The following is a 21,077-nucleotide window of genomic DNA, read 5'->3' on the forward strand; positions in this document are numbered from 1 at the left end:
CCGGGGGGATGAGGCCTCTCCCAGATAAGCTCCGCGTCGATATCGACGCGGAGCTTCTGGAGTTGGCCCTCACCCATCGCTCGTACGCGTACGAGCACGGCGCCATCCCGCACAACGAGCGTCTCGAGTTCCTCGGGGACTCGGTGCTCGGTCAGGCCGTCACCGTCATGCTGTTCACCACGCACCCTGATCTCGATGAGGGCGAGCTGGCCAAGCGACGCGCGAGCGTCGTGTCGACCGTCGCCCTCGCCGAAGTCGCCCGCGGGATCGATCTCGGCAGTCATCTTCTGCTCGGGCGCGGTGAGGAGCAGACGGGCGGTCGCGACAAGGACTCGATCCTCGCCGACACGATGGAAGCCGTCATCGGGGCCACCTACCTCTCGGCCGGGCCCGAAGCCGCCACAGAACTCGTGCTGCGTCTGACGAAGCCGCTGCTGGCCGATCCGGAGCGCTATGGCGCCGCGATGGATCCGAAGACCAGTCTGCAGGAGCTCGCCGCCCGTGTCGGTGCGACGCCTCCCCGCTACTCGGTGGAAGCGAGTGGGCCTGATCACGACCGGCGGTTCGTCGCCACCGTCATCGTGGGCGATGTGAGCATGACCGGCGCGGGCAGCAGCAAGAAGACGGCCGAGATGGCTGCGGCCCTCAGCGCCTGGCGCACCCTCAGCGAGCGTGCCTGAGCTTCCTGAGGTCGAGGTCGTCCGTGCGGGCCTCGCCCCGGCTGCCGTCGGATCCCTGATCACCGCGGTGAGCGTGTTCGATGAACGCGCGCTCACGCGGCACGTCGCGGGTGCCGCTGATTTCGTCGGTCTGCTCGAAGGACGCACCTTCACCGCAGCGTCCCGCCGGGGCAAGTTCCTCTGGCTCCCGCTCGACGACGGCGACTCCGCGCTGATCGCGCACCTCGGGATGAGCGGCCAGATGCTGCTTCGTGCTCCCGATGCGGGCGCCGAACGCCATGAGCGCGTGCGCATCGGCATCGAGCATCCGACCCACGGCGAACTCGCGATCGTGTTCGCCGACCAGCGGACCTTCGGCTCGCTGGCGGTGGACGCACTGATCGACGACGCAGGATCGCGGATCCCCACCCAGGTCGCGCATATCGCCCGTGACCCGCTGGATCCTCGTTTCGATGATCCAGCTTTCCGCGCGGCTCTGGCCACACGGGGGAGCGCGATCAAGCGCGTGCTGCTCGACCAGGGGGTCGTGAGCGGGATCGGCAACATCTACGCCGACGAGTCGCTGTGGGCTGCGCGCATCCACCCGGAGACACCCGCCGCCAGCCTGTCGACACAGGCCGTTCGCCGGCTGCTCGCCGAGGTGCGCCTCGTGCTCGCGAAGGCCCTCGCCGAGGGCGGGACCAGCTTCGATGCGCAGTACGTCAACGTCAACGGTCAGGCCGGCTACTTCGCGCATTCGCTCAATGCGTACGGACGTCAAGGCGAGCCGTGCCCGCGCTGCGGAGCGCCGATCGTCCGCGAGAGTTTTATGAATCGCGGGTCGCACTTCTGTCCGCGGTGCCAGCGACGGCCGTGAGGAGGTACTGAGGCTCAGCCGTTGAGCAGTACCGATGCGATTGTGCTGTCTTTCATCGTTGCGACCGCGTACACTCCGTCGTCGAAACCATAGGCGAGGGAAACGCTGGGAGCATTCGCCTCTGAATCCCAAACGGCGCTGAGCGAGCTGAGCTCACACCTGGCGAACATGTTCCGGTCTGCCTCGCAGGGCAGTTCGGCCGCGACTTCGGCATGCAGTAGCGACGGCTCTTTCTGCTGCACGAACGCAAAGGCTGCGCCTACAGCCTGCAGCGCTCTCTTCGTTTTCTCGTCGTCAAGCGGGCAGTCGAAGATGACGCCGGATGAATATGTGCTGTCAGCGATTTCTATCGTGCAACGGTAGAACGTGGGCCCCAAAGCTTCGAACTGGAGGTCGGCCATCGGCTCAGTCTAGAGGTCGTCGCCTCGCCTGGTTTGAGGATCAACATCCTCCGTGTAAGGGGCCCTGCGATGTTCGCGCTTCTCCGGTGGCTCGGACCCATGAGGACAAGCTCGCCAGGTCAACGTGACTAACTGTGCCAGTCGGGCTACTTCGCGCACTCGCTCAACGCCTACGGGCAGCAGGGCAAGCCGTGCTCTCGATGCGGCACCTCGATCGTGCGCGAGAGCTTCATGAACCGGGGTTCGCGCTTCTGCCCGCGGTGCCAGCGGCTGCGCACGTAGAGCGGCTACGCACGTAGAGCGGCTACCCGCGCGGGACCGCGGCGATCATGTGCTGCCCCGTTCCGGGGAGAGCCGCGAGAGGACCGCCCTCGTCGAGGACGACGTCGGCGAACAGTATCGGTAGGCCTTGAGCCGTCCACGGCGATGCTCTATCCATGAGCTGCGCGTGGACATGCGGTTCACTGCTGTTTCCGGAGTTCCCACAACGTGCGATCCGGGTCCCGGCGCGTACCGTCTCACCGACCTTCACGGCGACGGACCCCTGCTCCAGGTGAGCCACGGTCGCGAAGTCGCCGTTCGCCCCGCGGATCGTCACGTGGTTGCCCAAGATGAATCCGGGTCCGCCGAGCTCGCGCACCGCTCCCTCGATCAGCATGTAGGCGATCGCCAACCCGCTCGATCGGGCTCGATGGTCGCGCCGCCAGTCGGTGGCGCGCACGACGACGCCGTCGATCATGGCGAACACCGGCTCGCCGAAGGCGGGGTACTCCCGCGCCGGCCGCATGGCGGACCCGCTGCCGAACGACGGGCGGGCGGTGTCGTCGGGTTCGTGCACGAGATCGATGGCGTACGCCTGTCCGTACAGACGGATGCCGTGGCTGGGAACCTTGGTCGCAGGACTGTTCACGCTCAGCCACCGCCCGGACACCGGAGCCGAGATCGCCACGGCGTCTCTGGTCGGAATCAGGCGTGGCCCGATGAGGACCAGAAGCACGCAGACCGCCAGCACACCGACCGAGATGACGGCGACGATGCTCCTCGCCTGACGAGCGCCATCGCCCAGGCTGATCCCACTGGTGAAGGCGATGGCGACGAGGATGAGAGCGGTGACGCCGTAGAGAGGCCCGCGTACACGGTAGAGGGCGAGCAGAATGCGCCTCATCGTTCTGCTCCCAGCACGCAGACGAGCAGCGGTACGATGCGTGCGGCCGGCACCTCATAGCTGCCGCGCCCACTCTGGCGCACCCATCCGGCCGACACGAGCTGGCGCAGATGATGATGTAGCTGTCCGGTCGTCCCGAGGCCGTCGACGGCGGCGAGCTCCGACGTGGCGTGGGTTCCCGAGACGATATGACGAAGGAGCTCGAGGCGCACAGGGTGTCCGAGCGCCGCGAAGACGGATGCGCGTTCCGACCACGTGGCCTCCAGCTGTCCTGCGGTTCCCACGGTCTGCTGCCAGGACACCGGTGCTCCCGTCGGCAACGTCAGCGCGCCGACGAGCATCACCGCTCCCTCTGTCGTCGAGGCGTCATCGGGGAGGCGCGCCTGCAAGCCGTTCAACGCCCAGAAACCGCCCTCGTCGAAGGGTGCGCTGTGTGAGACGTGGCGCGTCTGCTCCAGCACTGCCACCCGCTCGGTCAGAGCAAGCAGTGCTTCGCGGAGGTGGGAGATCTCATCACTCATGGTCGAATAATACGTCATTACGTATTATTCGACCATGAGTCGCTCTCACACGGTCTGGAAGGAACGCTGCAGCAGTGGGCGCGTGGCCCACGTGGTGGCCCAGACCACGCCGATCCCGACCGACACGACGGCGGCGATGGTCATCAGCGAGAGTGGGGCCGTGATGAGCGCGATCCCGACGAGCGGGAAGACCAGGACGGCTGCGACCAGCGCCGACCCGATCGCCGTGACCAGCAGAGGCGACATGATCGCGCGACGACGCGCCCGATCCACGGTCTCGATCGGCATGCCCAGGTGGTGCAGGCTGCGGTGCAGGTCGCGCTGGTCGAGCACATCGGACGCCTGATTGACCCCGACCGACGCCGCGACCATCAGGAACGAGCCGATGAGTGTGATGATGAGCCCGGTGCGGATGTCGTCGGCGAGGGCGATGTCGGACGCGGCGGCGTCGGCGGTGCTCATCATGTTCAGCAGGGCGACTCCCGTGCCGGCGAACACGGCCATGAAGCTCGCCATCGCGATGCCTCCGACCTGACGCCAGGCCGCCTTCGGAGAATCCAGCACGATCCGCGCGGCGAGCAGTCGCTCGGGACGTTCGGCGCGGCGCAGCTGGCGTCCCGCTGAGACTTTGAGCACCCACGGGCCGACCAGATTCAGCACCGCCAACGCAGCTGCGAACAGCCCGGCGAGGATGACGATCGTCATCAACAGGCCGCCGACCGAGGGGAACACCTTGATCAGCACGAAGGCGATTGCGATCGCACCGGCGGCGATCACGGCGCGAATCCAGTGCACCGGTGGCACATCCGTGCGCGTGCGCACGCCCAGGGGCGAGATGACGACGCGGCGAAGGCCGATGACGGCACTGGTGGCTGCGAGTGCGAGCACGGCCGCGACGACGATCACGGTCTGCAGCGGCGGAAGGACCACGGCTGCGAACCCGAGTGCTTCGCCCCGGAACAGGATCAGCCCGATGAGAGGGCTGATCGCGACATGCCCGATGACACCGGCGAGAGCGCCGACCGCAGCCACGAGCACCGACTCCGCGACGGTGGCGACCGTGACTCCGGCCGGTGACACTCCGAGCAGGCGGAGGGTGGAGAGCCGCTCGTCTCGCCGACGTGCGGAGAGCCGCGCCGCTGCGCCACCGAGGGACATCAGCGGCACCACCAGCAGGACCAGCGCGATGGCCGCGAGTGCCTGGTAGAGAGGAGCGATCTCATCCGTCCATCCCCAGAAGGACTGCGCACCTCCGATGACCGTGAGGACCAGCATCGTCACCACGGCGAAGGCGACCACCGGCAGTGCGAGGACGGTGTTCTGGCCGGGAGCAGGCCGCAGCAGGAGGGCGAGGACGTTGCGGTTCATGCGGCCACCGCCGACGAGATGATGCGTCCGTCGCGCACGGCGACCGTGCGTGTGCAGCGGGCGGCGACGTCGGGATCGTGCGTGACCACGACGAGTGTGCGTCCCTGCCCGGTCGTCGACCACAGGAGGGCGTCCATGACCTCGGAGGACGTCGTCGAATCGAGGGCGCCCGTGGGCTCGTCGGCGAAGACGAGCTCTGCGCCGGTAGCCTGAGCGCGGGCGATGGCGACGCGCTGGGCCTGTCCGCCGGAGAGCTCGCCGATGCGACGATCCTCCATCCCGGCGAGCCCGAGAGCCGCGAGCCACGACGCCGCGTGCTGCACGGCGTCCTGGCGGCGGACGCCGTTGATCATGGACGCCAGCGCGACGTTCTCCACTGCCGTCAGCTCGGGGATGAGAAGACCCTGTTGGAAGACGAACCCGAACCTCTCGCGACGCAGACGCGAGCGCGCGGACTCGCTGAGCGCGGTCACCTCGACGGGGGCGCCCTCGGCGGGGCGGAAGACGACGCTGCCGGCATCGGGCGCCGTGATTCCGGCCAGCACGTGCAGGAGCGTCGTCTTGCCGGAGCCGGAGGCGCCCATGATCGCCACGGATTCGCCTCGATGGATCGCCAGATCGACGCCGGCGAGAGCGCGCGTGGTCCCGAAGGTCTTGATGAGGGCGTGGGCTTCGATCACGGGAGTGTTCATGCTTCCAGCCTCGCCACCCGCCGCGGTGCCGTCATCGCTCCGGCGGATGACGGTGCGGACCCGACGTCATCCCGAAGAATGAGATCGGGTCCGCGCGCTCGTCAGATCATCTTCTGCCAAGCCCCGGCGTACGAGACGGGCACGAAGCCGATCGCCTCGTTGATGCTCAGCATCGGCCTGTTCTCCTCCGCATTGAAGGTCGAGACGACGGTGGAGTGCGGCATCAGCTCGCGCCAGCGAAGCAGGTTCGCGCACTTCACTATCGTCCCCAGACGATGCCCGCGGTGGTCCTTGCGCACCAGGGTGCCGTACTGTTCCGTGACACCGGTGCGGTCGGCGGCGATGACCAGCTCGTTGTAGGCGACGAGCTCTCCCGTCGGAACGTGCTGTACCGCGACCACGGAGACGGCTTGACCGGAGCTCAGGATCCTCGCCTCCCGGCGGGCGACGCGATCGGCGTCCCAGCTCTCCTCGGCGAAGTCCATGTCGCCGCTCGGCGCATCCGTCGACAGCCGGGCGAGGACGTCCGCGAAGCCGTCCCGGAGTTCGGGCGGAGTCGGCATATCCCATTCGAGGACGCGGTAGTCAGGGCCGGCGAACGCGGTCGCGTCCGTCAGCGCTGCGCGCAGGGGAGCGGGGTCCGCGTGGAGGTCGTACTCGCTGTTGCGCTCGACCTGCTCGAGCACATAGCCGTCGCTCTCGACGAGGTCGGAGAGCGGAGTCGCCGGGATCCGTCCCCACTTCGTGCGCGGCACGAGCATGCGCTCAGCGCCCTCCGGACGATGCAGCGTCCAGGTCTGCAGGACGTTTCGATCATGTACCCGCGCCTCGGCTTCTGCCTGCGCGAGCAGGGCGTCCTCGATGCCCTGCCCCCAGTGTTCGCGCGGCACCAGCAGGTCGAACTCGATCGCGTGAGCCTCATCTTCGAGGGCGATGTAGATCGTGATCATGCCGACGATCTGCCCGTCGATGCGGGCGACGAACCCCCGGTGGAGTGCGTCTGTCTGGTCCTGCCATCCGGGCAGCATCTGCTCGGCTGTGGAGGCGAGATCGGGGAGGCCGACCAGTTCATCGCAGATCTGGCGGTTGAGTGCGGCGCAGGCGCGGAAGTCGGCCGCGTCATCGGCGTCCAGGGAGACCGGCACGATCAGCGGCGTGATCGTCGGTTCGACGGTCGTCATGTGATGTTTCCTTCGTAGGTGTTTCCAGCGGGTGAGCTCCGCGACGGGCGGAGCAGGGGAGAGGGCCGGCGATGGTTCCCCGCCGCCACCCGCACGGAGCAGGCGGGGGTGGGGAACCATCGGAGGAGAGACGAGCATCACCGACGCCCGATCATCAGCGCATTCCGCGCTGCAGGTCGAACATCAGCAGTGCCTGGGATTCCGCGGCGGAGCGATGACGCTGCTCACCGAGCAGAAGCATGTCTGCCGGATCGATGTGCAGGCCGCGGCGCGGACGCCGGGGGCGCTGCGCCCTCTGGAAGAGCCAGAGGCCGATCCGGAGGGAGAGACGATCTGCGAGCGACAGGCGACGCAGCTCGTCGGGGCGGGGGATCTGGAGGACCTCGCGGTCCTCGATATCGGGCGGGTGGATGTCGCTGCGATGCAACGTGGTGTTCACGATGGTTCCTTCGAGAGAAAGGCGGTGATGGATGCGGAAGCACCGCACGTCGACCGAGGAAGCGGCCAGGAGCGATGCGGAAGAACGCGGGGCGACGGGGTCACGCAAAAGTGACCCCGCACGCGGGGATGAGCCGTGACCTGGGATGCAGGTCAGCAGACGGGGCGCGGAAGAGCCGACCGGATAGAGCCCACTACGGGCACGGAATCTCGGGGTGCGGTTCTACGAGAGAGCGCTGATGCGGACGCCGGCGGTTACCGAGAACGCGTGGCGCGGCGCGAAGTGCGCGGGCGCGGCGAGGCCAGTGGCCTGTGCGTTGAGCTGAGTCGTAATCATCGGTAACCTCCTTTCGTGTGGCGATCCGGACGCAACCGTAGCGAATCCACCGGGCGGGCGTCAAGCACATGTGGTCCCGCTCGGCGTGTCGTCTGGTGCTCGAGTTCTCTCGCCGCCCGCGCGGGATAAGGCTGAAACCGCGTGATTCCGGTAGCGTAGCCGCGTGATTCTCCCCGGACGAGCGGTGCCCGCATGCATCTGAAGAGCCTGACTCTCAAGGGGTTCAAGTCGTTCGCGCAGCCGACGAGTTTCGTCTTCGAGCCCGGTGTCACCTGCATCGTCGGTCCGAACGGCTCGGGCAAGTCGAATGTCGTCGACGCCCTGGCCTGGGTGATGGGCGAGCAGGGTGCGAAGACGCTGCGTGGCGGCAAGATGGAAGACGTCATCTTCGCCGGAACGTCGACGCGCGGTCCGCTCGGTCGCGCCGAGGTGCAGCTGACGATCGACAACGCCGACGGTGCGTTGCCGATCGAGTACGCCGAGGTGACGATCAGCCGCACGCTCTTCCGCAACGGTTCCAGTGAGTACGCGATCAACGGCGAGGGATGCCGTCTCCTCGATGTGCAGGAGCTTCTGAGCGACTCCGGCCTGGGCCGCGAGATGCACGTGATCGTCGGCCAGGGCCGTCTCGACACGGTGCTCCAGGCGTCTCCGGAGGATCGCCGCGGGTTCATCGAGGAAGCGGCGGGAATCCTGAAGCACCGCCGACGCAAGGAGAAGACCCTCCGCAAGCTCGATGCGATGGAGACCAACCTCACCCGCCTGAGCGACCTCGCCGGCGAGATCCGCAGGCAGCTCAAGCCGTTGGGACGCCAGGCCGAGATCGCCCGGGAGGCGCAGACGATCGCTGCGGTCGTGCGCGATGCCAAGGCTCGTATCTTCGCCGATGACGTCGTCGCCCTGCGCGCCGCCCTCGCGGATCACACGCGCACGGAGCACGAGCGCCACACCGAGCGGCTGGTGCTCTCGGACCAGGCCGAGACCGTGCGCGCGAGCATCGCGCGACTGGAGCAGGATCAGAATTCCGTCGCCGTCGACGAGGCACGCAGCGTGGCGTTCGGCCTCGAGCAGGTGCAGGAGCGCATGCGTGGCCTCTTCACGCTCGCGAATCAGCGGCTCGCCCTCCTCGGCACCGAAGACGACGACGCCGCAGTCACCGCGGTCACGGTCACGCAGGCCACGATCGACGAAGCCAAGGAGGAGATCGATCTGATCTCGGCCGGTCTCGGAGATGCCCAGGATGCGGCGGCAGCGGCCAGCCGCGAAGTGGTGCACGCGCGTGCCGAACTCGACACGCTCGACGTCGACATCGCCGAGCAGAGCGCCCTCGTCTCCGCATACGACATGCGGGTGTCGGCTCTGCGCGGAACTGCGGATGCCGCCGCATCCGCCCTCGCTGCTGTCCGGGGAGCGGTGCTCCGTCAGGAGAACGCCCTCGAGGCGGCGAATGTGCGCCGACGCGAGGCCGCGCAGGCCCTCGAGTCCATCGACGACGCGGAGGCGCCCGAAGGAACGGCGGCCGAACACGCGGCCGCCTACGAGAGCGCACAGCGCGCCGCCACGGCTGCGGAGTCCGAGCGCGAGGCCCTTCGGGAGCGCCTGCACGCCGCCGAGCGCGAAGTCGACTCTCTGACGGCGAAGGCATCGGCTCTGAGCAGCGCGCTCGCATTGTCGGGTGGCGCTGCCGAGATCGTCAGAGCGGGTGGCAAGGGCGTGCGCGGCCTCGTCGGCGATGCCGTGCAGGTGCGCGCCGGTTTCGAGGCCGCTATCGCCGCGGTCCTCGGTCCGCTCGCGGAGGGCGTGCTCATCGACACGGCTGCCGACGCTTTCGCACTGGCGATGGATGCAGCGGAGCAGCGGAGGGGCGTGGTCGACTTCGTCATCGCTGACGCGTTCAGACCCGACCCGGTACTCCCCGTCGTCGCAGGGGTCACGCCCGCCGTCGACACGGTCACGGCTCCCGACGGCGTGCTCGGCGTGTTGTCCCATGTGCTGATCGCCGACGATCTGGACTCGGCGCGCGCGGCACGAGCGGCTCTCGATGCGACGGGCGACACCTTCACGACCATCGTCACGGTCGCGGGTGAGGTCGTCACGGCCCAGACCTTGCGCACGGGTTCCGGGGGAGAGCGCTCCCGCTTGGAGCTCGCTGCCGAGAGGGACGCCGCGACCGAGCGGCTCGCCGAGATCCAGATCGTCGTCGACTCGCTCCGCGAAGCGCGCGAGGAGGCGAACGAGGCGGTCGAGACGACCAGACGTCAGGCCAAGGACGCGTTGCGGGCACTTCGGGAGCACGATGCGGCTCTCGCCACCCACGCCGAGCAGGTCAACCGCGTCACGGTGCGCCACGAATCCGCTGTCGCCGAGTGCGAGCGCCTCGAGACGGGGCTCGCTCAGGCGCAGTCCGCCGTCGCCGAGGCCGAGGCCAAGGCCGAGTCGGCGAAGGCGGCGCTGGACGACGCGATCTCCGCGCCGCGTCCCGTGCTCGATGCCTCCGCGCGAGATGGGCTGCTCGAAGCTCTGGAACTCGCACGAGAGGGTGAGGTACGGGCACGGCTCGAGATCGAGACCCTGCGTGAGCGCGTGCGTGCGGCGCAGTCCAGGGTCACGACCCTGGAGCGGCAGCGCGAGCACGAGAGGGATGCCGCGGCCGAGGCTGCTCGCCGAGCGGTCATCCGCCGTGCTCAGCGAGAGGCGGCGTCGGGTGTGGCCGAAGAACTGCCTCGCATCCTCGACTCACTGGATCGCTCGGTCACGGAGGCGCGCCTCGCTCTGCGCGAGGCTGAAGCTGCGCGATCGGCGCAGAATCAGGAACTCGTCGCCCTGCGCGCGCAGGAGAGCTCTCTTCGGGAGCGGCTCGCCGGGCTCACCGAGAGCGTGCACGGACTCGAGCTGCAGATCCACGAGAAGAAGCTCCACCTGAACAGCCTTCTCGAGCGCGTCGCTTCCGAGCTGGCTCTCGACGAAGATATTCTCGTTGCGGAATATGGTCCTGACCAGCTGGTCCCGCGCGATCCGGGCGTGGCGCCGCACGACGGCGATGAGCACACGGATGACACCGCCATACCCTTCGACCGTCGCATCCAGCAGCGTCGTCTCGCCGAAGCGGAGCGCAAACTCGCCCAGCTCGGTCGCGTGAACCCGCTGGCACTCGAGGAGTTCGCCGCTCTCGAGCAGCGGCACGCCTTCCTCACCGAGCAGCTGGCCGACCTCACCCAGACGCGCCAAGACCTCCTGACGATCATCACCGATCTCGATGAGCGGATGCAGACGATCTTCGCCAGTGCCTTCGAAGACACGAAGGAGGCGTTCGGTCAGGTCTTCCCTCTGCTGTTCCCCGGTGGGACAGGGAGCATCTCGCTGACGGACCCCGACAACATGCTGACGACGGGCATCGAGGTGTCCGTCCGGCCGGTCGGGAAGAAGATCGAGCGCCTCTCCCTCCTCTCCGGCGGGGAGCGGTCGTTGGCGGCCGTGGCGCTGCTGGTCGCGATCTTCAAGGCGCGGCCGAGCCCGTTCTACATCCTGGACGAGGTCGAGGCCGCTCTGGACGATGCGAACCTCGGCCGGCTGCTCACCGTCTTCGAGCAGCTGAGGGAGAGCTCGCAGCTGCTGGTCATCACGCATCAGAAGCGCACCATGGAGATCGCCGATGCGCTCTACGGCGTCTCGATGCGCCAGGACGGCGTCTCGGCGGTCGTGGGGCAGCGTGTCGGAGATCGAGCGGCGGCGGCCGTTTAGCGGATCGAACCGCCTCGCGCGGAGCATCCACCCGCGCAACCCGTAGGCTGGAGTGATGGCGGAGAAGTCCTGGTCTCTTGGTCGCGCACTGCGCGGCATGTTCGTCAAGCCCACCATCGATGAGACGACCTGGGAGGACCTCGAAACGGCTCTCATCACAGCCGACTTCGGACCTGACATCAGCGAGCGCGTCGTCGACGAGCTGCGCGCGAAGGTCGAACGGTACCGCACTACCGACCCCAAGGACCTTCAGCGCATGCTGCGGGAGACCCTCGAGGAGCACTTCGCCAAGTTCGACACGACGCTGAAGCTCACGGAGCGTCCCGCTGTCGTGCTCGTCGTCGGTGTCAACGGCGTGGGCAAGACGACGACGATCGGCAAGTTCACGAAGTTCCTCCGCGGCTATCAGCGCAGCGTGGTCGTGGGCGCGGCCGACACCTTCCGCGCGGCAGCGGTCGAGCAGCTCGCGACGTGGGCGCAGCGCGGCGGGGCCGCGATCGTGCGTCCGCAGCAGGAGGGCCAGGACCCGGCATCCGTCGCCTTCCAGACGGTCGAGTACGCCAAGCGTGAAGGCATCGAGATCGCCATCATCGACACGGCGGGGCGTCTGCACACCAAGGGCGGCCTCATGGATGAGCTCTCGAAGGTCCGGCGCGTGATCGAGAAGCAGGCCCCGATCAGTGAGGTGCTCCTCGTGCTCGATGCCACCACGGGCCAGAACGGCGTGATGCAGGCCGAGGCTTTCCTCGAGCACGCCGGCGTCACCGGACTCGTCCTCACCAAGCTCGACGGCTCTGCCAAGGGCGGCTTCGTGCTGGCCGTGCAGGAGCGCACCGGGATCCCGGTCAAGCTGCTCGGCCAGGGCGAGGGTATCGACGATCTGACCGGTTTCACCCCCCATGTGTTCGTCCAGTCATTGGTCGGTTGATGACGGGACTACCGCAGTGAGCACGAGGCTGGTTTCATAGCGTTATGGCGATCGAACACGACTACTTCGGACTCCTGTCCTCGGGTCCCGACGGCTCGATCTTCTGGTCGGAGACCGTGGAGCTCGGCGACCAGAGCGTCACCGTCGATCTGACCGCGCCGGATCAGGACGACGTGTCCTCCGATGCGCTCGACATCGCCGCGTCGCTCATCGCGGGCTTGGAGAGCGTCGACGACACCGCCCGGCGGGGCATGCTCGCCGAAGTCGACGACCGCACCAGTGAGGTGACCGAGTACATCCTCCAGCAGCAGGAGACGTACGGCGATGACCTTCCCGACGTCCTCGTCGACGTGTCCGGCGATGCGGCGGTCGACATCATCCGTTCGCTGCGCCTGATGAGCATGACCATCCTCGCTGATGAGCACGGAGGATCCGAGCCCTTCGCGGTGCTCGAGTACGCCCTCGACGACAGCTCGACGGACGACGTGCTGCTGGTGAACCTCGGCTCGGACGGCAGCGTGCAGTCCGTCATGAGCGCGGACTGAGCAACACCCCGGAGCGCGTCCGGGTCAGACGGCCTGGGCGAAGCCGAGGTCTGCGCTCTCCGCGATGTGCGACAGATGAGCGGGGATCTCGCGACCCTTCGACACCATCGACTGCGCCCACAGCCGCCCGGCCCGATACGAGGACCGCACCAGGGGGCCCGCGAGGACGCCGAGGAAGCCGATACGCTCCGCCTCCTCCTTGAACTCGACGAACTCCGCGGGCTTCACCCATCGCGAGACCGGGAGATGACGAGGTGAGGGACGCAGATACTGCGTGATCGTGATGATGTCGCATCCGGCGTCGTGCAGGTCGTTCAGCGCCTGGACGACCTCTTCCGGCTCCTCACCCATCCCGAGGATGAGGTTCGACTTGGTGATCAGCCCCGCGTCTCGCGCCTGGGTGAGCACGTTCAGCGACCGCTCGTAGCGGAAGGCGGGACGGATGCGCTTGAAGATACGGGGCACGGTCTCGACGTTGTGTGCGAACACCTCGGGGCGGGCGTCGAAGATCTGGCCGAGGAATGCCGGATCGGCGTTGTGCTCGTTCGCGAGCAGCTCGACCCCGGTGTTCGGATTGAGCTCGTGGATCTTGCGCACCGTCTCGGCGTTGAGCCATGCTCCGGTGTCTGGCAGGTCGTCGCGCGCCACGCTCGTCACGGTCGCGTAGCGCAGGTTCATGCGGACCACGCTCTCGGCGACACGACGCGGCTCATCGGTGTCGTAGTCGGCGGGCTTCCCGGTGTCGATCTGGCAGAAGTCGCACCGGCGCGTGCACTGAGAACCGCCGATGAGGAAGGTCGCCTCCCGGTCCTCCCAGCATTCGTAGATGTTCGGGCAGCCGGCCTCCTGGCACACCGTGTGCAGATCCTCGCTCTTCACGAGGGAGTGCAGGGCCGTGTACTCGGGGCCCATCTTCGCCTTGGTCTTGATCCACTCCGGTTTGCGCTCGATCGGCGTCTCGGCGTTGCGGATCTCCAGGCGCAGGAGCTTGCGCCCCTCGGGTGCGGCGGTCATGCGGTGGCTCCTGTCAGCTCAGTGGTCGCGTACTCGGCCAGGAAGGCGCGGGTGACGGCGTCGACGAGGTCGAGCGGGGAGACGGCGGAGCCGGCCACCTCGCTCACCGTCGTGACCCCGGCGTCGGTGATCCCGCACGGGATGATCCCGCGAAACCCGGTCAGCGAGTTGTCGCAGTTGATGGCGAAGCCGTGCATCGTCACTCCCTGTTGCACGCGCACCCCGATCGCTGCGACCTTGTCTTCGGAGAGCGGTCGGCGCACCCAGACGCCGCTTCTGCCGTCCACCTGATAGCCGTCGACGCCGAACGGGCGCAGCACATCGATGAGCACGCGCTCGAGCCGACGCACATGGGCGACGACATCGATGGGCTCGACGAGGCGGACGATCGGATATCCCACGAGTTGCCCGGGGCCGTGCCAGGTGATCTTGCCGCCGCGGTCCACGTCGATCACGGGAGTCCCGTCCTGTGGGCGCTCCTGCGGTTCCGTCCGCTTTCCCGCGGTGTACACCGCCTCATGCTCGAGGAGGATCAGTGTGTCCGGACGTGTACGTCCGACGACATCGGCGTGGATACGGCGCTGAAGATCCCATCCGTCCAGGTACGGTACGGGCGTCGGAGCGAATCCAGGGGTGAGGATCTCGAGCATCGCAGAACCGCTTTCCTTGAGTAAATGGACTGGGAACAACAATACCCCTCCGCACTGCCGACGGCGTCGTCGTGGTGGTCCTCGCGGTAGCGTGAGGGCATGAGTTCCCCTGGCAGGGCCGGTCGCCCCAAGGCGTCTTCGCGAGAGACGCTCGCAGAAGCTGCGTGCGAGCTCTTCCTCGAACGCGGATACGACGCCACGTCAGTCGCTGACATCACCCAGCGCGCCGGCGTCAGCCGATCCAGCTTCTTCAACTACTTCGCGTCGAAGAGCGACGTGCTGTGGTCGGGTGTCGACGAGCGCATCGGTCAGGCCATCGCTTCTCTCGAGCGGCTCGACAGGGCAGCGACCGGGGACGAGGTTCGCGACATCCTGCTGCGTGTGGTGCACGACTTCGCCCCTGATCCGCTCGCGCTCGCTCTTCGGAACGCTCGGGCGATGGGGTTGGAGGACGAGCTCGTCCGCGACACCGGACTCCGCCTCGCCCGCCTGTCCACGGCGGTGTCGCGTGCGGCGTCCGCCGCCGGGGTCGATGTCATCCGCGCCGATATCCTGGGGGCCGCTCACGCGGCGGCGGTGCTGTCATCCTTGCGGGTCTGGGCGGAACAGGGAGCCGGACGCGGCACTCCCGAGACCGTCCTCCGGGAAGCGCTGGGGACGATCCACGACCTGCCCTGGTCCTGAGTCCGCACGGCGCTGAGCAACCGGCCTCCGCTCGCGTAGAATCAGAGCACCATGGCTACATTTGGCACGCTCTCCGATCGGCTCACCGAGACCTTCCGCAATCTGCGCACGAAGGGAAAGCTCACCGCGGCCGACGTCGACGGCACCGTGCGCGAGATCCGACGCGCCCTGCTCGACGCCGACGTCGCGCTCGTGGTCGTCAAGGAATTCACGGCGAAGGTGCGCGAACGCGCCCTCGGCGACGAGGTCAACAAGGCGCTGAACCCAGCCCAGCAGGTCGTGCAGATCGTCAACGAGGAACTCGTGCAGATCCTCGGCGGAGAGCAGCGTCGTCTGCAGTTCGCGAAGACCGCGCCGACCGTGATCATGCTCGCGGGCCTGCAGGGCTCCGGTAAGACCACCTTCGCAGGCAAGCTCGCCAAGCAGCTCGAGGGTGAGGGGCACACGCCGCTGCTCGTCGCGGCTGACCTCCAGCGCCCGAACGCGGTCACCCAGCTCCAGGTCGTCGCGGAGCAGGCCGGCGCATCTGTCTACGCACCGGAGCCGGGCAACGGCGTCGGCGATCCCGTGAAGGTGTCGCGTGACGGCGTCGAGTACGCGCGACGGCAGCAGCACGACGTCGTGATCATCGACACCGCCGGCCGTCTCGGCGTCGATGCCGAGCTCATGAAGCAGGCCGCCGACATCCGCAAGGCTGTGAACCCGGATGAGGTCCTGTTCGTCATCGACGCGATGATCGGTCAGGACGCCGTGAACACCGCCAAGGCGTTCCAGGAGGGTGTCGACTTCACCGGAGTCGTGCTGTCGAAGCTCGACGGCGACGCCCGCGGTGGCGCCGCACTCTCGGTGGCCTCCGTCACCGGCCGCCCGATCATCTTCGCCTCGACGGGCGAGCGTCTCGAAGACCTCGAGCCGTTCCACCCCGACCGTATGGCGAGCCGCATCCTCGACCTCGGCGACATCCTGACCCTCATCGAGCAGGCGCAGCAGGCCTTCGATGAGGAAGAGGCCATGAAGATGGCCGAGAAGCTCGCGACCGAGGCCTTCACGCTCGAGGACTTCCTCGACCAGCTTCAGCAGATGAAGAAGATGGGCTCGATGAAGAAGATGCTCGGGATGCTCCCGGGCATGGGGCAGATGAAGCAGCAGCTCGAAGATTTCGACGAGCGTGAGATCGACCGCACCGAAGCCATCATCCGCTCGATGACGCCGGGCGAGCGACGCAACCCCAAGGTCCTGAACGGATCACGCCGTCTGCGTATCGCACGCGGATCCGGAATGACGGTCACCGATGTCAACCAGCTCGTGCAGCGCTTCGAGCAGGCCGCGAAGATGATGAAGACCGTTGCTCGTGGCGGCACCCCCAACATTCCCGGTATGGGGGCCGTTCCCGGCATGGGGCGTCCCGGTGCATCTTCCAAGCGCGGCAAGAAGGCCAAGTCCTCCGGCGGCTCCCGCTCGGGAAACCCCGCCAAGCGCGCGGCCGAGAATGCGGGGATCGCGTCATCCGCGACGCCCACCGGTTCCGGTTCCGGGTTCGGCCTCGGCGGCGGAGCGGCGAAGGCTCCGAGTGAGGCGGACCTCGCGGAGATCCAAAAGCTCTTCGGTAAGAGCTGAGCTCTTTCAGCGCGGCGCTGTGAGAGACGGCGACACCGTCGCCTGCATGCTTCGAGCGTGAGGTGGCTTCGGCCGCGAGACGAGCTGTCCCAGTACCAGAGCGCCGAGGGTGAGCACGAACCCGGTCGCCTGCAGCGGCGTGAACCGCTCGCCCGAGATCAGCACGCCCAGGACCGTCGCGACGATGGGGGAGAGCAGGGCCAGAAGGCCCGGAGCGATCACCGGCAGCTGCTGCACACCGCGGAACCACAGCGTGTAGGCGACGATCCCCCCGGCGGTGGCCAGCCACAGGTATCCGAGGGCTGCACCGCCGTCGATCGTCGCCGGCACGCCCTCGACGATCAGCGTGAGCGGCAGCAGCAACAGGCCGCCCGCGCTGAGCTGCCAACCGGCGTAGGACACGGGGCCCACCCCGACGGGACGGCCCCAGCGCTTGGTCAGGATCATCCCGACACCCGTCGCCGTGACGCCCCCGAGGGCAGCCAGGATTCCCCAGAGGTCGAGCTCAGCGGCGGGCCCCAGGACCACCAGAGCCACTCCTCCCGCGCCGACGGCCGCTGCGGCAGCGGTGAGCGGTCGGATCCGTTCGTGCAGCACGAGGGCTCCGAGCGCCAGGACGATGAGCGGCTGTGCACCGGCGACGGCGGCGGCGACGCCTCCCGGGAGTCGCTCGGCGGCGAGGAAGAGCAGCGGGAAGAAGGCGCCGATGTTGAGCGCTCCGAGTGCGAGAGACTTCCACCACCAGGAGCCGTGGGGGAGTCGACGACTGATGAGGACGGCGAGCAGCCCCGCGGGGAGTGAACGGAGGAGCCCCGCGAACAGCGGATGGCCGGCGGGAAGCAGATCTGTGGTGACCAGGTAGGTGGTTCCCCAGGCGATGGGGGCGAGGGCGGTCGACAACACCAGTGTCAGGCGGTTCATGCTTCCAGCCTGCGTCCGCCAAGTCGATGAGTCCAACGCATGGTTGTCACGTCATCGATGAACCCACATCATGGAAGCATGGAACTCCAGCAGCTTCGCTATGTCGTGGAAGTCGCCGACACTCTGAGCTTCACCCGAGCGGCCGAGCGGTGCTTCGTCACGCAATCGGCGTTGAGTCACCAGATCGCATCGCTGGAGCGAGAACTCGGTCGTCGATTGTTCGTCCGATCCAGCCGGAGCGTCCGCCTGAGTGAAGCCGGGGCGGCGTTCGTCGCCCACGCGCGCATCGCGCTTCGTGCCGCGGAGGAGGCGAAGGCGGACGCTGCCGCCGCCGACGGTGTCGTGGAGGGCACGCTCCGGATCGGTGTGATCCCGACGGTGACCGCCGTCGATGTGCCTGCGCTGCTCGTCACGTACCGTGCGGCGCATCCTCGGGTGCGAGTGGAACTGCAGGTCGGCAACAGCGACACCCTCACGACGAAGCTCCGCAGCGGCGAACTCGACGTGGCCCTGCTCGGTTTGCGTGAAGGGGTGCCGCCGAAAGGTGTCGCCTCACGCGTGCTCTCTCGTGAGCGCCTCGTCGTGGTGTTCCCGCCGGGGCATCCACGGGGCGGCTCGAGTGCTGTGGAGCTCTCGGACCTGGCCGGGATGACCTTCGCCGACTTCCCGGCCGGCACCTCCGGCCGTGCGCAGAGCGATGGCGCCTTCCTCGCGGCGGGGCTGAGCCGTGACGTCGCGTTCGAGGCCGATTCGGCGACCCTCATCCTCGGTCTGGTCGAGGCGGGCCTGGCAGTGACCCTTCTCGCACCGGGGACCGTGGCCCGCTCTGCGGCGCACGTGGTCACAGCCCAGGTGCACGGCGGCCCGGTGCGCGTGGAGTACCTCGCTTGGGACGCTGCGGCAGCGCGTCAGGTCGCTCGAGCATTCGTCGCGGTCGTGGATGCCCTCGTGGATGCCCCGCATACGACGAGGCGGGTCCGGAGATGAACTCCGAACCCGCCTCGCACTGAAGACGACTACTTCACGTCGTCGTCGACCCAGTCCATCGACTTCGTGATCGCCTTGCGCCACAGACGAAGCTGACGGTCGCGTTCGGCTTCCTCCATCGACGGCTCCCAGCGCTTGTCCTCCTGCCAGTTGGCAGAGAGGTCGTCGAGACCGTTCCAGAACCCGACCGCGAGTCCCGCGGCGTAGGCCGCACCGAGTGCCGTGGTCTCGGCGACGACCGGCCGAACGACCGGAACACCGAGGACATCCGCCTGGAACTGCATGAGCGCGTCGTTCGCGACCATGCCGCCGTCGACCTTGAGCTCGGTGAGGTCCACGCCGGCGTCCGCGTTCACGGCGTCCAGCACATCACGCGTCTGGAAGGCGACGGCCTCGAGCGCTGCGCGAGCGATGTGGTTCTTGTTCGCGTAGCGTGTGAGACCGACGATCGCGCCGCGGGCGTCCGGACGCCAGTACGGAGCGAACAGACCCGAGAATGCGGGCACGATGTACACGCCGCCGTTGTCCTCGACCTTCTCGGCCAGCTCCTCGACCTCGGGGGCCGACGAGATGATGCCGAGCTGGTCGCGCAGCCACTGGATCAGGGACCCGGTGACCGCGATGGAGCCCTCGAGCGCGTAGTGCGTCGGCTGGTCGCCGAGCTTGTAGCCGACGGTCGTGAGCAGCCCGTTCTTCGAGTGGACGATCTCCTCGCCCGTGTTGAAGATCAGGAAGCAGCCGGTGCCGTAGGTGTTCTTGCTCTCGCCCTTCTGGAACGCCGCCTGACCGAAGGTCGCCGCCTGCTGGTCGCCCAGGATGCCGGCGATCGGCGTCTCGCGCAGCAGGGAGGAGTCCTCCGCGGCACCGTAGACCTCGGAGGAGGAGCGGATCTCCGGCATCATCGAGCGCGGCACGCCGAACGCTTCGAGGATGTCGTCGCGCCACTCGAGCGTCTCGAGGTCCATGAACATCGTCCGCGAGGCGTTGGTGACGTCGGTCACGTGCACACCGCCGTCGACACCGCCCGTGAGGTTCCACAGCACCCAGCTGTCGGTGGTGCCGAAGATCAGGTCACCGGCTTCGGCCTTCTCGCGTGCGCCGTCGACGTTCTCCAGGATCCAGGCGATCTTGGTACCAGAGAAGTACGTCGCGAGCGGCAGTCCGACGATGGGCTTGAACCGCTCGACTCCACCGTCCGCAGCCAGACGGTCGACGATGTCCTGCGTGCGCGTGTCCTGCCACACGATCGCGTTGTAGGCGGGCTTCCCGGTGGTCTTGTCCCACACGACCGCGGTCTCGCGCTGGTTGGTGATGCCCACCGCCGCGATGTCGTGACGGGTGAGGTCGGCCCGGCTGAGGGCCAGACCGATGACCTCCTGGACGTTGCGCCAGATCTCGGAGGCGTCGTGCTCGACCCAGCCGGCCTTCGGCAGGATCTGCTCGTGCTCCTTCTGACCCGTCGCGATGATGCTGCCCTTCTTGTCGAAGATGATCGCGCGGCTGGAAGTCGTTCCCTGGTCGATGGCGAGGATGTAGTCAGCCATTGTGTTCTCCTTTGAATTCAGGTCGTTCAGGCGAGGTGCAGCAGGACGGGCGCTGCGGCGGCGGCGAGTGCACCACCGATGAACGGACCGACCACCGGCACCCACGAGTAGGACCAGTCGCTGGAGCCCTTGCCCTTGATCGGGAGGATCGCGTGAGCGATGCGCGGACCGAGGTCACGAGCGGGGTTGATCGCGTAGCCGGTCGGACCACCGAGGGAGGCGCCGATCGCGACCACGAGGAGCGCGACGGGAAGCGCGGTGAGCGGTCCGAGGCCTCCGGGCGTGCCGACCTCGATGTCGCCGTAGTCGGCGAACGCGAAGATCACGAAAACGAGCACGAAGGTGCCGATGATCTCGGTGACGAGGTTCCAGCCGTAGGAACGGATCGCGGGGCCGGTGGAGAAGACGCCGAGCTTGTTGGCCGCCTCCGGCTCCTCATCGAAGTGCTGCTTGTACGCGAGCCATACGACGATCGCACCGAGGATCGCTCCGACGAGCTCCGCGGCCGTGGCTGTGAGGAACATGACGAAGCTGATCTTGCCAGCCAGCAGAAGGCCGATACCGACGGCCGGGTTGAGGATCGCACCGGAGTACGCGGAGACGAGCACACCGGCGAAGACCGCGAGGCCCCATCCCCAGTTGACCATCAGGAAGCCGCCGCCGAAACCCTTGTTCTTGGCGAGGGCGACGTTGGCGACGACACCACATCCGAGCAGGATCAGCATCGCTGTGCCGACCAACTCGGAGAGGAAGTAGAGACCGAGATTCACATCAGCCATGTCTTCTTTGACCTTTCTTGTGTGTCGG

20 protein-coding genes and 1 pseudogene are annotated in these 21,077 nt (G+C 67.6%); 9 read left to right on the forward strand and 12 right to left on the reverse strand.

The features are described from left to right. Window positions 1–8 precede the first annotated feature (8 nt). Complete coding sequence (gene rnc, locus F6W70_RS07515) at window positions 9–680, forward strand: ribonuclease III (protein ID WP_017830753.1); 672 nt, start codon at window positions 9–11, stop codon at window positions 678–680. Beyond that, window positions 673–1,536, forward strand: a complete 864-nt coding sequence (gene mutM, locus F6W70_RS07520; RefSeq protein ID WP_151486297.1) for a bifunctional DNA-formamidopyrimidine glycosylase/DNA-(apurinic or apyrimidinic site) lyase — start codon at window positions 673–675, stop codon at window positions 1,534–1,536. The genes rnc and mutM overlap by 8 nt, the downstream gene beginning before the upstream one ends. A 14-nt stretch (window positions 1,537–1,550) precedes the next feature. Here the strand turns inward: mutM and F6W70_RS07525 are convergent, their stop codons facing one another. Further along, on the reverse strand, window positions 1,551–1,937 hold the full coding sequence (locus F6W70_RS07525) for a hypothetical protein (RefSeq protein ID WP_055872619.1): 387 nt from the start codon (window positions 1,935–1,937) through the stop codon (window positions 1,551–1,553). 141 nt (window positions 1,938–2,078) lie between these two features. Here F6W70_RS07525 and F6W70_RS07530 point away from each other — a divergent pair. Continuing rightward, window positions 2,079–2,219, forward strand: a pseudogene (locus F6W70_RS07530) (zinc finger domain-containing protein); the annotation flags it as partial. Window positions 2,220–2,241: 22 nt separating this feature from the next. On the opposite strand, the gene F6W70_RS07535 reads toward F6W70_RS07530, so the two are convergent. The 6 genes from F6W70_RS07535 to F6W70_RS07560 all read right to left on the reverse strand — a co-directional run bounded on the left by F6W70_RS07535 (window position 2,242) and on the right by F6W70_RS07560 (window position 7,303). Next, entirely contained in the window at window positions 2,242–3,102 is an 861-nt protein-coding gene (locus tag F6W70_RS07535; protein ID WP_151486298.1) for a M23 family metallopeptidase, read from the reverse strand. Next, on the reverse strand, window positions 3,099–3,623 hold the full coding sequence (locus F6W70_RS07540) for an ArsR/SmtB family transcription factor (protein WP_318278830.1): 525 nt from the start codon (window positions 3,621–3,623) through the stop codon (window positions 3,099–3,101). Before F6W70_RS07540 ends, F6W70_RS07535 begins: the two co-directional genes overlap by 4 nt. A 45-nt stretch (window positions 3,624–3,668) precedes the next feature. Next, window positions 3,669–4,991 (reverse strand): FtsX-like permease family protein, encoded by a 1,323-nt coding sequence (locus F6W70_RS07545; protein WP_151486300.1) that lies wholly within the window; start codon window positions 4,989–4,991, stop codon window positions 3,669–3,671. Beyond that, window positions 4,988–5,683, reverse strand: coding sequence for an ABC transporter ATP-binding protein (locus F6W70_RS07550; protein WP_151486301.1), 696 nt, complete (start codon window positions 5,681–5,683; stop codon window positions 4,988–4,990). The genes F6W70_RS07545 and F6W70_RS07550 overlap by 4 nt, the downstream gene beginning before the upstream one ends. A 101-nt stretch (window positions 5,684–5,784) precedes the next feature. Beyond that, window positions 5,785–6,864: a GNAT family N-acetyltransferase gene (locus F6W70_RS07555; RefSeq protein ID WP_055868554.1), complete on the reverse strand. Its 1,080-nt coding sequence runs from the start codon at window positions 6,862–6,864 to the stop codon at window positions 5,785–5,787. 154 nt (window positions 6,865–7,018) lie between these two features. Beyond that, on the reverse strand, window positions 7,019–7,303 hold the full coding sequence (locus F6W70_RS07560; RefSeq protein WP_017830746.1) for a hypothetical protein: 285 nt from the start codon (window positions 7,301–7,303) through the stop codon (window positions 7,019–7,021). Window positions 7,304–7,831: 528 nt separating this feature from the next. Between F6W70_RS07560 and smc the strand changes: the two genes are divergently transcribed. From smc to F6W70_RS07575, 3 genes are read left to right on the forward strand one after another with little or no spacing between them, the layout of a single operon-like run. Continuing rightward, complete coding sequence (smc, locus tag F6W70_RS07565) at window positions 7,832–11,380, forward strand: chromosome segregation protein SMC (RefSeq protein ID WP_151486302.1); 3,549 nt, start codon at window positions 7,832–7,834, stop codon at window positions 11,378–11,380. A 55-nt stretch (window positions 11,381–11,435) separates the two neighbouring features. Then, window positions 11,436–12,308, forward strand: a complete 873-nt coding sequence (ftsY, locus tag F6W70_RS07570) for a signal recognition particle-docking protein FtsY (RefSeq protein ID WP_055868548.1) — start codon at window positions 11,436–11,438, stop codon at window positions 12,306–12,308. Window positions 12,309–12,352: 44 nt separating this feature from the next. Further along, on the forward strand, window positions 12,353–12,853 hold the full coding sequence (locus F6W70_RS07575; RefSeq protein ID WP_151486303.1) for a DUF2004 domain-containing protein: 501 nt from the start codon (window positions 12,353–12,355) through the stop codon (window positions 12,851–12,853). A 24-nt stretch (window positions 12,854–12,877) separates the two neighbouring features. Here the strand turns inward: F6W70_RS07575 and lipA are convergent, their stop codons facing one another. Beyond that, window positions 12,878–13,867, reverse strand: a complete 990-nt coding sequence (gene lipA, locus F6W70_RS07580) for a lipoyl synthase (protein WP_017830741.1) — start codon at window positions 13,865–13,867, stop codon at window positions 12,878–12,880. Next, window positions 13,864–14,517: a lipoyl(octanoyl) transferase LipB gene (gene lipB, locus F6W70_RS07585; RefSeq protein WP_127482411.1), complete on the reverse strand. Its 654-nt coding sequence runs from the start codon at window positions 14,515–14,517 to the stop codon at window positions 13,864–13,866. The genes lipA and lipB overlap by 4 nt, the downstream gene beginning before the upstream one ends. A gap of 99 nt (window positions 14,518–14,616) precedes the next feature. On the opposite strand from lipB, the gene F6W70_RS07590 reads away from it, so the two are divergent. Continuing rightward, a complete protein-coding gene (locus F6W70_RS07590) occupies window positions 14,617–15,201 on the forward strand; it encodes a TetR/AcrR family transcriptional regulator (protein ID WP_017830739.1) in 585 nt (194 codons plus the stop codon). A gap of 51 nt (window positions 15,202–15,252) precedes the next feature. After that, the gene (gene ffh, locus F6W70_RS07595) at window positions 15,253–16,818 is read left to right on the forward strand and encodes a signal recognition particle protein (protein WP_151486304.1); all 1,566 of its coding nucleotides are present in this window, start codon (window positions 15,253–15,255) and stop codon (window positions 16,816–16,818) included. Window positions 16,819–16,824: 6 nt separating this feature from the next. Here ffh and F6W70_RS07600 read toward each other — a convergent pair whose 3' ends face one another. Then, window positions 16,825–17,739, reverse strand: a complete 915-nt coding sequence (locus F6W70_RS07600) for an EamA family transporter (protein WP_151486305.1) — start codon at window positions 17,737–17,739, stop codon at window positions 16,825–16,827. A 78-nt stretch (window positions 17,740–17,817) separates the two neighbouring features. On the opposite strand from F6W70_RS07600, the gene F6W70_RS07605 reads away from it, so the two are divergent. Beyond that, on the forward strand, window positions 17,818–18,726 hold the full coding sequence (locus F6W70_RS07605) for a LysR family transcriptional regulator (RefSeq protein ID WP_151486306.1): 909 nt from the start codon (window positions 17,818–17,820) through the stop codon (window positions 18,724–18,726). A 29-nt stretch (window positions 18,727–18,755) separates the two neighbouring features. Here F6W70_RS07605 and glpK read toward each other — a convergent pair whose 3' ends face one another. After that, window positions 18,756–20,270, reverse strand: coding sequence for a glycerol kinase GlpK (gene glpK / locus F6W70_RS07610; RefSeq protein WP_127482408.1), 1,515 nt, complete (start codon window positions 20,268–20,270; stop codon window positions 18,756–18,758). Window positions 20,271–20,296: 26 nt separating this feature from the next. Then, complete coding sequence (locus F6W70_RS07615; protein WP_151486307.1) at window positions 20,297–21,049, reverse strand: MIP/aquaporin family protein; 753 nt, start codon at window positions 21,047–21,049, stop codon at window positions 20,297–20,299. Window positions 21,050–21,077 lie beyond the last annotated feature (28 nt).

It is taken from the genome of Microbacterium maritypicum, from assembly GCF_008868125.1.
In the GTDB taxonomy this organism is placed as follows: Bacteria; Actinomycetota; Actinomycetes; order Actinomycetales; family Microbacteriaceae; genus Microbacterium; species Microbacterium maritypicum.

Bases quoted from the DNA above. Each gene is read 5' to 3' on its own strand.
- ffh (WP_151486304.1), top strand. From the start codon at position 15,253: ATGGCTACATTTGGCACGCTCTCCGATCGGCTCACCGAGACCTTCCGC.
- F6W70_RS07550 (WP_151486301.1), bottom strand. From the start codon at position 5,683: ATGAACACTCCCGTGATCGAAGCCCACGCCCTCATCAAGACCTTCGGG.
- F6W70_RS07540 (WP_318278830.1), bottom strand. From the start codon at position 3,623: ATGAGTGATGAGATCTCCCACCTCCGCGAAGCACTGCTTGCTCTGACC.
- F6W70_RS07605 (WP_151486306.1), top strand. From the start codon at position 17,818: ATGGAACTCCAGCAGCTTCGCTATGTCGTGGAAGTCGCCGACACTCTG.
- F6W70_RS07525 (WP_055872619.1), bottom strand. From the start codon at position 1,937: ATGGCCGACCTCCAGTTCGAAGCTTTGGGGCCCACGTTCTACCGTTGC.
- F6W70_RS07575 (WP_151486303.1), top strand. From the start codon at position 12,353: ATGGCGATCGAACACGACTACTTCGGACTCCTGTCCTCGGGTCCCGAC.
- smc (WP_151486302.1), top strand. From the start codon at position 7,832: ATGCATCTGAAGAGCCTGACTCTCAAGGGGTTCAAGTCGTTCGCGCAG.
- ftsY (WP_055868548.1), top strand. From the start codon at position 11,436: ATGGCGGAGAAGTCCTGGTCTCTTGGTCGCGCACTGCGCGGCATGTTC.
- F6W70_RS07545 (WP_151486300.1), bottom strand. From the start codon at position 4,991: ATGAACCGCAACGTCCTCGCCCTCCTGCTGCGGCCTGCTCCCGGCCAG.
- glpK (WP_127482408.1), bottom strand. From the start codon at position 20,270: ATGGCTGACTACATCCTCGCCATCGACCAGGGAACGACTTCCAGCCGC.
- F6W70_RS07590 (WP_017830739.1), top strand. From the start codon at position 14,617: ATGAGTTCCCCTGGCAGGGCCGGTCGCCCCAAGGCGTCTTCGCGAGAG.
- lipA (WP_017830741.1), bottom strand. From the start codon at position 13,867: ATGACCGCCGCACCCGAGGGGCGCAAGCTCCTGCGCCTGGAGATCCGC.
- lipB (WP_127482411.1), bottom strand. From the start codon at position 14,517: ATGCTCGAGATCCTCACCCCTGGATTCGCTCCGACGCCCGTACCGTAC.
- F6W70_RS07615 (WP_151486307.1), bottom strand. From the start codon at position 21,049: ATGGCTGATGTGAATCTCGGTCTCTACTTCCTCTCCGAGTTGGTCGGC.
- F6W70_RS07555 (WP_055868554.1), bottom strand. From the start codon at position 6,864: ATGACGACCGTCGAACCGACGATCACGCCGCTGATCGTGCCGGTCTCC.
- rnc (WP_017830753.1), top strand. From the start codon at position 9: ATGAGGCCTCTCCCAGATAAGCTCCGCGTCGATATCGACGCGGAGCTT.
- F6W70_RS07600 (WP_151486305.1), bottom strand. From the start codon at position 17,739: ATGAACCGCCTGACACTGGTGTTGTCGACCGCCCTCGCCCCCATCGCC.
- F6W70_RS07535 (WP_151486298.1), bottom strand. From the start codon at position 3,102: ATGAGGCGCATTCTGCTCGCCCTCTACCGTGTACGCGGGCCTCTCTAC.